Origin of the sequence: Rothia terrae, from assembly GCF_012396615.1 — a bacterium.
GTDB classification, from domain to species: domain Bacteria; phylum Actinomycetota; class Actinomycetes; order Actinomycetales; family Micrococcaceae; genus Rothia; species Rothia terrae.
Genome location: NZ_JAAXPV010000009.1, coordinates 96,029 through 108,025, shown reverse-complemented (window position 1 = coordinate 108,025; position 11,997 = coordinate 96,029). Strand labels below are relative to the sequence as shown.

The window sequence follows — 11,997 nt, the reverse complement described above, 5'->3', positions numbered from 1 at the left end:
GGAGCAACGGTTCTTCCGGTATGGTTTGAGGTTATTTGTAGTGATTTAATCCTCTTATTTTTGCCGCTGGTGGGGCCGTTGTCTAGTTGGTGGGGTGTGGGTGTGTTCCTACTTTTGAATAAGCCTCATACTTTTGAATAAGCCTCATTTTATGGGTTTATCTTCTACTCAGTTGGAGTCTCCCTCATTGTTTCTTCCTCGTGGAGGATGGAACATCGTGGAAACAATTGGAATCCCTTACTGTCAAACACTTCTCGGGTGAGTTCGTTATTACTGACTAAGGTATTTGTTGCTTTCATTTTGACAGCAGCGATGCAGATAGTGCTGATTATTGCCTCATTAATCTCTGGTTTTTTGATTGTGAATGTTCCAGAAGGAAGTCCTGTAAACCTGGCATTGGTCAGTTTGTTCGCAGTAGTTGGAGCATTGCCTCTTATTGCTCTGCAGACTCTCCTGTCGGTATTTTTGCGGTCTTTCGCTGCCCCGGTAGCTGTTTGTATTTTGGGATGTGTTGCGGGTATTGCGTCGGTAACTTCGGTGACTCTGCGTCCTTTGAGTTATGTTTTGCCTCAGGGGTTGATTACCCGGACGATGAGTTTGGGATCAACCGCTTTGACGGGCTCTGGTGGGCTAAATATTACAGATGCGTTAAGTTTGAGTCTTTGTAGCGTAATTACTTTCGGAGTCATCTATTTCATCAGTCTTTTCGCGGTGAATAAAGTAAAGTTACGCTAGGTTCCACACCCCACGAAGTTCGTCTCATACGATTTTGAATAAGCTTCAAGAGCAAAAGGTCTACATTGAGATAATTTGAGAATTAATTAATTCTCACGTCGGCAAAGTTTCGCACTCTCACCTTTTCAGCAACCTTTATGAACAAAGGATTGTTTGGGGATGTATTTATATAAAAGAGAGATTCGTCTTTCTTATCCATGACACCGCCCCAGGAAACTACCCCTTCATAGTCTTTGAGCACTTCCTCAATTATCTGAATTTTATATGCAAAGTAAGAATCGAGAGGCATAGAGGGGCTAATTTGAAGTGAAGTACCAGATGATAAATTAGAATCAGGGGTTTGAATTGCAGCCTCGGTCATATCTTTCCATCCCAAAATTTCCCCAGGTCTAATATCTTTCACACGATAATGCATTTCACGAGCCAAATCCGAAAGAACGATATTCACATCCCCGATTCTCATCTCACAACTGGAACTAATCCCGGAAATATCACATTTTTCAATTGTAGAAACATCATCAGCTGGATTTTGTATCGGCCACCCATTGAGTGAATACCCGTAAACTTCTTGGTTTAACTCGCTTGCTAGAGGAGTTGGCTGAGAAGAAACAACTGGGCATATTGTAATAGCCAATGAACCCGTAATAAATTGTCTACGATCTAAATACTTAATAAACACTTACAACACCTTTGAAAATAAGGAAAATTGAGGGAGTTAGAAATATTATATAAGCTAGTAATTTTAAAAATAGTTTACGATATATTTTATAAATTTTTCTGTTGGTGATATAAAAAATGCTCACCGATAGTAAAAGGGTAGGTAAGAAAAATACGAAGATATATAAAACAGGATTCTCCAACCTCTCAGATACATAGTAACCACTCATAGGGCCTATATATTCTATATAATATTGCACTAGTATAAAAGATGGAATAATGAGTAATAAACTGGAAGCTATATTTCCTAGCAACCAGCCTAAAGCACATCTTATTTTCATTGCGAATCGTCCTCGGCAAAGAGCGTTATAATGAGACTTATTCAAAAGTCCTCCCAGCAGCATAAAACACCAACCCCCGCACCACCGCAAACACCCGCCCATACACGCTCAGCGGCCGCCGGAAACCTGTATGCAAAACACGCCACGTCTTGATCTAGGCAATCACCGGCTCCACCACCGATCGGCGTGAATTAATGAACCTGTTCACCACCTTCACATCTGCAGGCATCCTGCGGGCTTTGCTGCGTCTTACTGGGGTGGCCAGCCCCAACCCGATGTAACCCTTATCAGCCAAAGTGCTCTCATCAAGATATCTTTCCAAGCCATGATGCTTGAAGGCATAGGCATCATGCCTAGCGCCAGGGACCGGGTCAGTGATGGCCAGTAGTTTCCCGCCCAGGGTGCAAATCACTTGATGGTTGAAACCGGCTCGTTTATGCTTACCAGAAAAGTTTGTTTTTCCTAGTGAACGCCAGTTCCAGGTGGGAATTAGGGTGCCGTCGATCACCAGTGAACCAGGGATTTTCAGGCTGTTTTCTATAGACTGTTCTAGCGGCCTGAGGGCTTTCTCAAGTGCTTTTTCAACGGTGTTGAGGGTCCGTGAGATGGTGGGCTGGGAGGTGTTGAAGATTTCTGCGAGGAGTTCTTCGGTGAGGTTGTGTCGGTGGCCTTCCGCCTGGTTTTGACCAGGTGAGGTGGTTGTTGAGGGCTGTCAGTAGCGTGGTGAATTGCTGGTGGCTAGGGCCTGTTATAGGCTTGTGGGGCAACGGTCTCTCCGGTATGGCTTTGAGAGTATTTGTGATGATTTATTCTCAATTTTTTGCCGCTGGTGGGGCCGTTGTCTAGTGGGTGGGTGTGGGGTGTGTTCCTACTTTTGAATAAGCCTCATTGAGTACAAAAAAGACCGGCACCGGTGCGCATTATTGGGGCGTGCACCGGTGCCGGCATTTTTATGTATTGATGAGTTACCGCAGATTAGCCGACTGTCGCTCCAAAGAGTAGACCCAGAAGATAGGTTGCCAGTGCCGCGCCGTAGCCAATAGCAAGCTGTCGCACGCCACGTTTGAAAGGCGATGCACCAGAGAGTAAGCCAACAATCGCACCTGTTCCCATGAGGGCAATGCCAACCAGTACCAGTGAAAGAATCATCGCGAAGGTGCCGCCCAAACCAAAGATATAGGGCAGGATCGGAATGAGTGCGCCGGATGCGAAGAAGCAGAAGCTGGAGGCTGCCGCGCCAATATCGCTACCGAGCGCACCGTGCTCCTGCGGTGCATCCTCTTCTTCCATAGCGGGGTTGTAAGAGAGCGAAGGATCGCAGTCGCAGTCCAGGCGTCCAAAGCGTTCCATGGCGCGGTGATGGGCGGCCTCATCGCTCATGCCGCGTGCCTTATAAATCAGTACAAGTTCGTTCTCGTTGATATCGAGATCCTGCGCGACGCTGAGTGTCACCTGTGTGGGGCGGGATGCGTCCAACATCTCGCGCTGTGAACGAACGGATACAAATTCGCCGGCGGCCATTGAAAGCGCGCCTGCAAGGAGGCCGGCAATACCGCTCAGAAGTACCATGCTGCTTGAGGCACCCGATGCGCCGATACCCATAATCAGCGCGACGTTTGAAACCAGACCATCGTTAGCACCAAACACCGCCGCACGAAAGTTGCCCGAAAGCTTCTCGCGTCCTGACGTTGAAAGGGCACGAATGATTTCCTCATGGATTGCTTCATCTGCCGCCATAGCCTCGGTCGCATCAGGGTCCTCCGCGTAGGGGGAGCGTCCTTCAGCGCGCTGGGCAAGAGCCAGCACAAAAACGGTGCCAAAGTTTTTAGCAAGCAACTGCAACATGCGAGCTGATGCTGACGGACGAGGTTCAGGATGCGCGTGCTCACCCAAAAGAGCGCGCCAATGGTTCTGGTGGCGCAATTCGGCGTTGGCTACTTCTTGAAGGATCTCAGCCTCTTTACCCGATGAACGTCGCGCGAGAACAGAGTAGATGTGAGCTTCTGAAATTTCTTCTGCGAGATAGCGGCGCCAGCGGCGAATTTGAGCTTTAGAAGGATGTGCAACGGTTTTATGCATGCTTGTATCGGTTGCAATCACCGATGATGGTGCGTTTCGGTCCATAACTCACTTCCGTGTGTTGCATATGGCCGAGTTCTAAGAAAAGAGACTTCGGCCAAGAACTGTGTCTAATGGGCCGAAGGTCTCGCTCGCCTCGAATCCTGTAAAAACGAGGTGGTTTACCGGGTGCATCGCGCAACCAGTATGTCGATAAACCGCTTTGGCTAGTGTTGTTCAAACCTAGCCGGTGGGAACTACTCCCCTTCGTATGCATTTCAGTGTAGTGCGGTGCATAGCGTGTTTATAAGAAATAATCGGGTGAGTGTAACCACCGAATTCTAAAAGTTCGTCTTGCTGAATTTTTCGATTTTGGGCACTAAAAAGGACGACGCGCGGCGGGCGCATCGTCCTTTTGTAAAAGTGCGAGTGATTAGCTCAGCTCGCCCGAACCGTTTTCGAGGTGAGCACGCAAAAACCACTGGAACTTCTCGAGTTCAGCGGTCTGGCCGATGAGGAGGTCCTCGGTGATGGGGTCGACGTCGCCAACCTTGGCGATTGCTGCGCGGTGATCCTCGATAACGCCGGTGTAGACGTCGTTGAGTGCGCGGATGTGGTCAATTGCGCCAGCGCGGTCAACGGAGTAGTCGCTCCAAGTGCGTGCTTCTACCAATGCGCCGGGAACGCCGCTGGGTGAAACGCCCATAGCTGCCATGCGTTCGGCAATCTCATCTGCGAAGCCGCGAACGAGGTCAACCTGGGGGTCAAGCATTTCGTGTACTGCAATGAAGTTGGGGCCAACAACGTTCCAGTGAGCGTGCTTGAGAGTGAGGTGTAGGTCGTTCATTGCGTGCAAGCGCAACTGCAAGGTCTCGCCTACGTGGTGGCCGGTTTCTTCGGTGAGACCGGGGACAGTAAATGATGCATTCTTGTTCGACATTGTTGATTTTTCCTTTCGCGACGCGCGGGGCTCGGATATAAAACCCTGCGTTGATTTGGAAGCTTACTTAACACTGTACTCTGGAACGCTCATTAAATCTAGTGTTATTTTGAATTATTCAATTTAAGGATTTGGTCAAAGATGAGATCCTCATGCTTGATACGAAGATCTCCCTTACCTTCGGGAACCGGCTGCATACCCGGCACGACAACAACTTTCAACCCGGCAGCTGTCGCACTTGCAACACCGCTCGGGGAATCTTCAACAGCTACGCACTTGGTAGGATCTACACCCAGGCGCTGAGCCGCCAGAAGGTAGGGCTCGGGATCAGGCTTAGCATTTTTGACATCATCGTTGGTGACAATAGTTTTGAAAAGTCCCCCGGGAGCCAGGGATGCAGTTACCTCGGCAATGTGGCGGGTAGCGTTAGTGACAATCGCACAGGGAATACCGGCGTCTGCTACCTCCTGGAGCAAGCCGGCGACGCCGGGAAGAAGCTCAACGCTCTCATTTTTAGCGTGCTCAATCGCGTGGTTCACCAGCGCGTCGTAAATCTCTTCATCGCTCAGCGGCACACCGTTGCGACGCAGAATATCGTAGGTAACCTGCATCGGCTGGCCCAACGCATCCAAGGTATCCTGCTCGCTCCACTCCTTACCGTACTTGTGAGAAATTGCCTCTTTAGCCTCAGCCCACACCGGTTCAGTGTCAACAAGAGTGCCGTCGTGGTCGAACAAAATAGCTTCGGGATATACGTAATCGCTCATGTTTTAAGCCTACCGGTCAGTTTTGCCCGCGTTGAAGTTGAGAGAAGTGCATGACGCAAAATGACTTTCGTAAAATGGTGACGTGCAAAAAATTACTGCCTCAAACAGATCATCGAACGTCTTTACCCGCGGTGTGCCCGCGGTGGGTTATGTGCTGGCGCTGGTGGCGGCACTGTGGATAGTTGCCGGACGCGCGCTCTTTGGCGCGGGCGGAACGCTGATGCCTATCTTTGCGGTTAGTTTTGGGCCGATGCTGTTTATCGTGATGGCGTGCGCCGTGTGGCTGATGCGCAAGGACGCCAAGATGCACGGGGGCGCGACGACACCGCTGATTGTTCTGGTGTACTGCGGGGCGTTCGTGCTGGCTCTGATTTTCGGTTTCTTAGTGCCCGACAGGAAGGATGGGCAGATCGTTTCGGCGGCATCGCGGGTTTTTGGTGACTCGTTTGTGGGGCTGTCCGCCGGCTTTGGTAACACCTTCGGCATCCTGACCATGTGCCTGGCTGTCGCATCCTTAATTCTGGCTCTGATAGAGAAGCGCAAGACTGAGCGCGCCTTGGCTGGTGTTGATGAGGACGCCGAAGAAGCGCGGGCACGCGAAAACTACACGTATGAGTTCCTGGAGTAGTGTCGCGTCCTGACCCTTATCTCGCCCCGCAAACCCCTCATCGCGCCAAGGTGACCACGTAACCTTCATTGTGACCACGTAAACGTCAAATTACTCCCGAAAAGTATAAGAATTTGACGTTTACGTGGTCACTTTGACGTTCGGGTGGTCACTTTGGGTATGGGGTGAGCGCGGACGCGGGATGGGGCTTTGGTGCGGGCGTGCAGAAAATGTTGGGGTAAAAGATGCTTTACAAACCAAAGTTGAGTGTAGTAGACTCAAGTTAGCTAAAAGAGCTGGAAGCAAGGTTGCGGGTAAATCAAGATACTCGCGGACGCCAGCATCCTACGAGCTAAGACAAGGAGGAAACATGAACCCGAAATTCACCACTAAAACTCAAGAAGCCTTATCCGGCGCGAACATGAACGCGCAAACGGCAGGCAACCCCAACATTGAACCGGCGCACATGCTCAAAGCGCTCATGGACCAGCGCGAAGGCGTCGCCGTCGCAGTGCTCAAAGCGGCAGCCGTAAACATCGACGCGGTCTCAACCGCAGCATCCGCCGCTATCAAGAAACTGCCCAGTGTGCAGGGCGCATCAGCTGGCCAAGCGCAGTTCTCACGCACAGCACTGACCGCCATCCAAACCGCGCAGCAAAAAGCAGAACAGTTTGGTGACGAGTACGTCTCCACCGAAATGCTATTGCTGGGCATCGCATCCGGCACCGACGATGCCGCCCGCGCGCTCCACGACAACGGCGCAACCGCCGAAACTATTGAAGCTACTATTCCGAGTGTGAGAGGAGACCGCACCGTGAATACCCCTGACCCCGAGGGTACTTTCCAGGCCCTTGAAAAGTACGGCACCGACCTCACCGCCGTTGCGCGCGAAGGCAAGCTTGACCCCGTGATCGGTCGTGATGGCGAGATTCGCCGCGTCATTCAGGTGCTCTCACGCCGCACCAAGAACAACCCGGTGCTCATCGGTGAGCCCGGCGTCGGTAAGACCGCTGTGGTTGAAGGCCTGGCACAGCGCATGGTTTCGGGCGACGTTCCCGAGTCTCTGCGCGGTAAGACACTCATCTCGCTGGACCTCGGCTCAATGGTTGCGGGCGCTAAGTACCGCGGCGAGTTCGAGGAACGCCTGAAGGCTGTGCTTGAGGAAATCAAGAAGTCTGAGGGGCAGATTGTTACCTTCATCGACGAGATTCACACCGTGGTGGGCGCTGGCGCTACCGAAGGTTCTATGGACGCGGGCAACATGCTCAAGCCTATGCTGGCTCGCGGCGAGCTGCGCCTGATTGGTGCTACCACCCTCGACGAGTACCGCGAAAACATTGAGAAGGACGCCGCACTGGAGCGCCGCTTCCAGCAGGTCTATGTGGGCGAGCCGAGCGTGGATGACACCATCGGTATTTTGCGCGGACTCAAGGAACGCTACGAGGCACACCACAAGGTCTCGATTGCTGACTCCGCACTAGTGGCAGCGGCTAACCTGTCGAACCGCTACATTCCCTCGCGTCAGCTGCCCGATAAGGCGATTGACCTGATTGATGAGGCAGCTAGCCGCCTGCGCATGGAAATCGACTCGGCGCCCGAGGAAATCGACCAGCTACGTCGCGCGGTTGACCGCCTGACCATGGAAGAGCTGGCGCTGTCGAATGAGACCGACCCCGCGTCCGTCGAACGCCTTGAGGCTCTTCGCGCTGACATGGCTGATAAGAAAGAACAGCTGGATGCCCTCAATGCGCGTTGGGAGGCTGAGAAGGCTGGGCTCAACCGCGTCGGTGATCTTAAGTCTGAGATTGATGAGTTGCGCTCTAAGGCTGAGGTCGCTCAGCGCGAGGGCAACCTGGCGGATGCCTCCCGCATCCTCTACGGCGAAATTCCTTCGCTGGAGGCTCAGCTGGCTGAAGCTCAGCGCGCAGAAGCCGCCGTGGCAGAGACCGAAACTATGGTTTCTGAAGAAGTTACTGCCGATGACATCGCCGAGGTTATCTCAGCCTGGACAGGTATTCCTGCCGGACGCATGTTGCAGGGCGAGTCCGAGAAGTTGCTGCACATGGAAGAAGAACTTGGCAAACGTCTGATCGGTCAGCGTAAGGCTGTCACAGCTGTTGCGGATGCGGTGCGCCGTTCCCGCGCGGGCATCTCAGACCCCGACCGTCCCATTGGTTCCTTCATGTTCCTGGGTCCCACCGGCGTCGGCAAGACTGAGCTTGCGAAGGCTTTGGCTGAGTTCCAGTTCGATGATGAGCGTGCACTGGTTCGCATTGATATGAGCGAGTACGCCGAGAAGCATTCGGTAGCGCGTTTGGTCGGTGCTCCTCCGGGATACGTGGGTTACGAAGAAGGTGGTCAGCTGACCGAAGCTGTACGCCGTCGTCCCTACTCGGTGGTTTTGCTGGACGAGGTTGAAAAGGCTCATCCTGAGGTCTTCGACATCCTTTTGCAGGTGCTCGATGATGGTCGCCTGACCGATGGACAGGGTCGCACCGTGGACTTCCGCAACGTCATTCTGATTCTGACCTCGAACATGGGCTCACAGTTCTTGATTGATCAGAATCTTGCTGAGGATGCGCGCCAGTCAGCTGTGATGGGCGTGGTGAATGCGTCCTTCAAGCCGGAGTTCCTCAATCGCCTGGACGACATCATCATGTTCGAACCGCTCAGTGCGGAGGACCTTGGCAAGATTGTCGGACTGCAGATTGACTCCATGGCTCAGCGTCTGGTTGACCGCCGCTTGAACCTGGATGTCACCGATGCCGCTATCGAATGGCTGGGACTTGCCGGTTACGATCCGAGCTACGGTGCGCGTCCGCTACGCCGCTTGGTTCAGCGCGAAATCGGCGACCGCCTGGCTAAGGGAATTCTCGCTGGCGAAGTACGCGACGGTGACACCGTGACCGTGGACGTCAACCCCGACGTGTCCATGGACGGACTGACCGTCACCGCTAGCCGCTAAACCGGTATCTCAACAGTAGCTCCCTCGTGCAGCGCACGGGGGAGCTACTACCTTTAAGGAACTTTCCCTCAGCGCAAACACCCGTGCGAGGCCACTGCAAACGCGCCATAATGAAAACGTGCACAGTACATCTGAAACTTTCGCAAACTCTGGTTCCGCTCATTCTGCTATTCGCTACGCTGACGAACAGTCTCTTCAACGCGCTGACATCGCTGCTACCCACGCGGCGGCGCTGCGCTCGATTGCCCGCGTCGTTGAAGATGCCGGATTCGTGCAGGATGCTGCTGAGGCGTCCGCGGGAATTACCGATATGTTGCGTACCGGCAATGTTCTGGTGCTAACAGGCGCGGGTGTTTCTACTGATTCAGGCATTCCCGATTATCGCGGGCCTAACGGGTCTTTGCGCTGTCATCGGCCCATGACCTACCAAGAGTTTAAGTACGACGCCGGTGCCCGGCACCGCTACTGGGCGCGCTCGTACGTGGGCTGGCGGCAGATGAAGCTGGCTGCGCCCAACGTCGTGCATTTTGCGCTCGCTGAACTTGAGGAAGCTGGTGCGATGAGCGGCGTCATTACCCAAAACGTTGACGGTCTGCATAATGCTGCCGGTAGCCAGAACGTGGTAACCCTGCACGGCGACCTTTCTAAAATTGAGTGTTTAGATTGCGGTTTTATTGAAAACCGTACCTCGCTCGATGACCGGTTAGAGGCCGCAAACCCCGGCTACCTTGAGCGCCTCAACGACCAGGAACTTCAGGTCAACCCCGATGGCGATGTCGATCTCAGCGACTCTTTCATCGCTGACTTTCAGATGGTTGGATGCTTGAGCTGCGGTTCAGAAAAACTCAAACCCAATGTGGTGTATTTTGGCGAGAACGTACCCGTCGAGCGTAAAGAAAACATGCGTCAGATGCTGGCGGATGCGCGTTCGCTACTGATTGTGGGATCTTCGGTCGCGGTGATGAGCGGTTACAAGCTGGTGCTGGATGCCCTGCGTTCCGGTAAGCCTGTAGGCATTATCAATGCTGGTCCCACGCGCGCTGACCACAAAGCAACCTATGTGTGGCGCACCGACGCCCGTAGCGCCCTCGAAAACCTCATCGACGAGCTCTTGTAGGTACTCGCATCCTTCACCGAATGCTAGGTAGGCTCTCGCAATACGGTCACAGACGGCAAAGAATCCTTCTCGCCGGTTCTCTTAAGCTGCCTTTTAAGCGGGACTTAAAGGCTCATAAGTTAGGGCTAAGTTAAACATAGGGTAAACACAGCTTGAACTTTCACAGTAGTTAATGCAATCAATCGCAAACAACCGTGAAAGAACCCAAGCATGAACCCCACCGACATTCTCTTCGTCGCTTTTGCCGATATCATCGCCATTGCACTTTTGTGCGCCATGTACCTCTCCCGCCACAAGCGCCGTGACCTCGTGGTGTCATACCTCGTCATCAACGTCGGTGTCTTCGCAGTCACTGTGGCTCTCGCTAACGCTGATGCCACCAGCGCCGGCATGGGCATGGGACTGTTCGGTGTTCTTTCAATCATCCGACTGCGCTCAACCGAACTTGATCAGCGCGAAGTCGCCTACTACTTCTGCGCACTCGCCATCGGCCTGCTCGCCGGAATCGGCCTAGAACCTGTCGGCCTCATGCTTGGCCTCATGGTTCTCATCCTAGCAGTTATGGGCATCAGCGATTCTCGCTCCGTCATGAAAACCCTGCGCCAGCAAACCGTCACCGTCGATCGCGCTATCAGCAACGACGAAGACCTCAAAGCTTACCTGGGCAAAAAACTCGGTTACTCAATCGAAACCGTCACCATCTTGGATCTCGACCTCGTCAACGACAAAACTCTGGTCGATATTCGCTACAGCACCAAGGACGCGGTAATCCCCAACCGCTCAATGCAGGGACTGGTCCCCGATACCGCTGCCGAGCTGACCAGCCGCATCCCCGTGCACTCCTCCCACTGATCTCTCAGCTCCTTACACCCGCCCCAACGCCAGCTATCAGAAACGAGAAAACACGTGAACAGCCTGTCACCCGTATCAGCGCAAAACCCGCAAAGTCTTCTACCTGAGACCCGCACGGGCATTTCGCTCGAAGAACTCAACGCCAAGGCAGCTATGCAAACCCGCATCGACCGCAAGTACATTGTGGATGCGCTGACCGCCTCACGCATCCTGCAAGAACTGCCAGCTAACGCGCAGGTACTTGAAATCAATGGTGTACGAGAGTTCGCCTACGACTCGGTTTACTTCGACACCCCCAAGCTCTCAAGTTACATGCTGGCGGCCTTGGGCAGGCGCAACCGTTATAAGGTGCGCACGCGTAGCTACCTTGATACAGGTGCCACCTACCTGGAGGTAAAAACCGAAGGCGCCCGCGCGGTCACGGTCAAAGAACGCATCGAATACCCGACGCGAGATCGAGCCCGGCTCAACGCTGAAGGCCTCGCCTACGTGGGCGAATCGCTGACCGGACTGCTCGATGAAGACCCCTCACGCTTCTCACCCGTGCTGACCACCGGATACCGCCGCACCACTGTTTTCCTCCCTGAATCAGCGAACAACCCCATCGACGCCCGCATGACCATCGACACTTCACTCACGTGGACGCCCATGAGCGAGTTCGCACTGAGCTCACACCTGCCCTACAGGGAAGGTACCGAATACACGGCACCGGGCATGGTCATCATCGAAACCAAATCGGGAACAGCCCCCTCGATCGCCGATAAAATGCTCTGGCGCGGGGGAGTGCGACCCACCAAAATCTCTAAATTCGCCACCGGAATGGCAGCACTCAACCCTTACCTTCCCTCCAACAAATGGCACCGCACCATCGCGCGTTCCATGCAACTGGTACCCCGCGAACAAGCCGTCGTAGCGAAAGCCGCCTAAACACCCGCGTCCTTACAGCACGACCCAAAAT

11 protein-coding genes and 1 pseudogene are annotated in these 11,997 nt (G+C 53.5%); 6 read left to right on the top strand and 6 right to left on the bottom strand.

Going from position 1 to position 11,997, the window contains the following annotated elements; all coding sequences use genetic code 11:
• Positions 1 to 258: 258 nt before the first annotated feature.
• Complete coding sequence (locus HF984_RS06600) at positions 259 to 735, top strand: ABC-2 family transporter permease (RefSeq protein WP_168614882.1); 477 nt, start codon at positions 259 to 261, stop codon at positions 733 to 735.
• Between the two features lie 82 nt (positions 736 to 817).
• Here the strand turns inward: HF984_RS06600 and HF984_RS06595 are convergent, their stop codons facing one another.
• The 6 genes and pseudogenes from HF984_RS06595 to HF984_RS06570 form a co-directional block, all read right to left on the bottom strand.
• On the bottom strand, positions 818 to 1,414 hold the full coding sequence (locus tag HF984_RS06595) for a hypothetical protein (protein WP_168614881.1): 597 nt from the start codon (positions 1,412 to 1,414) through the stop codon (positions 818 to 820).
• A gap of 473 nt (positions 1,415 to 1,887) precedes the next feature.
• Entirely contained in the window at positions 1,888 to 2,241 is a 354-nt protein-coding gene (locus HF984_RS06590) for a transposase family protein (protein ID WP_168614880.1), read from the bottom strand.
• A 57-nt stretch (positions 2,242 to 2,298) separates the two neighbouring features.
• Positions 2,299 to 2,385: pseudogene (locus HF984_RS11925) on the bottom strand (hypothetical protein); the annotation flags it as partial.
• A gap of 323 nt (positions 2,386 to 2,708) precedes the next feature.
• Positions 2,709 to 3,857 (bottom strand): VIT1/CCC1 transporter family protein, encoded by a 1,149-nt coding sequence (locus HF984_RS06580; RefSeq protein ID WP_168614879.1) that lies wholly within the window; start codon positions 3,855 to 3,857, stop codon positions 2,709 to 2,711.
• A 367-nt stretch (positions 3,858 to 4,224) separates the two neighbouring features.
• On the bottom strand, positions 4,225 to 4,731 hold the full coding sequence (locus HF984_RS06575; protein ID WP_168614878.1) for a Dps family protein: 507 nt from the start codon (positions 4,729 to 4,731) through the stop codon (positions 4,225 to 4,227).
• A 104-nt stretch (positions 4,732 to 4,835) separates the two neighbouring features.
• The gene (locus HF984_RS06570) at positions 4,836 to 5,498 is read right to left on the bottom strand and encodes an HAD family hydrolase (RefSeq protein WP_168614877.1); all 663 of its coding nucleotides are present in this window, start codon (positions 5,496 to 5,498) and stop codon (positions 4,836 to 4,838) included.
• Between the two features lie 82 nt (positions 5,499 to 5,580).
• On the opposite strand from HF984_RS06570, the gene HF984_RS06565 reads away from it, so the two are divergent.
• From HF984_RS06565 to HF984_RS06545, 5 genes are all read left to right on the top strand, one after another.
• Positions 5,581 to 6,126, top strand: a complete 546-nt coding sequence (locus HF984_RS06565; RefSeq protein ID WP_168614876.1) for a hypothetical protein — start codon at positions 5,581 to 5,583, stop codon at positions 6,124 to 6,126.
• 349 nt (positions 6,127 to 6,475) lie between these two features.
• Positions 6,476 to 9,070, top strand: a complete 2,595-nt coding sequence (gene clpB, locus HF984_RS06560) for an ATP-dependent chaperone ClpB (protein WP_168614875.1) — start codon at positions 6,476 to 6,478, stop codon at positions 9,068 to 9,070.
• A gap of 169 nt (positions 9,071 to 9,239) precedes the next feature.
• Positions 9,240 to 10,187, top strand: coding sequence for a Sir2 family NAD-dependent protein deacetylase (locus HF984_RS06555; protein ID WP_343947390.1), 948 nt, complete (start codon positions 9,240 to 9,242; stop codon positions 10,185 to 10,187).
• 210 nt (positions 10,188 to 10,397) lie between these two features.
• Positions 10,398 to 11,039 carry a DUF4956 domain-containing protein gene (locus HF984_RS06550; RefSeq protein WP_168614874.1) on the top strand — a complete coding sequence of 214 codons (642 nt, stop codon included), beginning with the start codon at positions 10,398 to 10,400 and terminating at the stop codon, positions 11,037 to 11,039.
• 54 nt (positions 11,040 to 11,093) lie between these two features.
• Complete coding sequence (locus tag HF984_RS06545; RefSeq protein ID WP_343947389.1) at positions 11,094 to 11,966, top strand: polyphosphate polymerase domain-containing protein; 873 nt, start codon at positions 11,094 to 11,096, stop codon at positions 11,964 to 11,966.
• Positions 11,967 to 11,997: the final 31 nt, after the last annotated feature.

What these genes read in the sequence shown, in the direction of transcription:
- HF984_RS06570 (WP_168614877.1), bottom strand. Translation starts at nt 5,498, where the DNA reads ATGAGCGATTACGTATATCCCGAAGCTATTTTGTTCGACCACGACGGC.
- HF984_RS06550 (WP_168614874.1), top strand. Translation starts at nt 10,398, where the DNA reads ATGAACCCCACCGACATTCTCTTCGTCGCTTTTGCCGATATCATCGCC.
- clpB (WP_168614875.1), top strand. Translation starts at nt 6,476, where the DNA reads ATGAACCCGAAATTCACCACTAAAACTCAAGAAGCCTTATCCGGCGCG.
- HF984_RS06575 (WP_168614878.1), bottom strand. Translation starts at nt 4,731, where the DNA reads ATGTCGAACAAGAATGCATCATTTACTGTCCCCGGTCTCACCGAAGAA.
- HF984_RS06580 (WP_168614879.1), bottom strand. Translation starts at nt 3,857, where the DNA reads ATGGACCGAAACGCACCATCATCGGTGATTGCAACCGATACAAGCATG.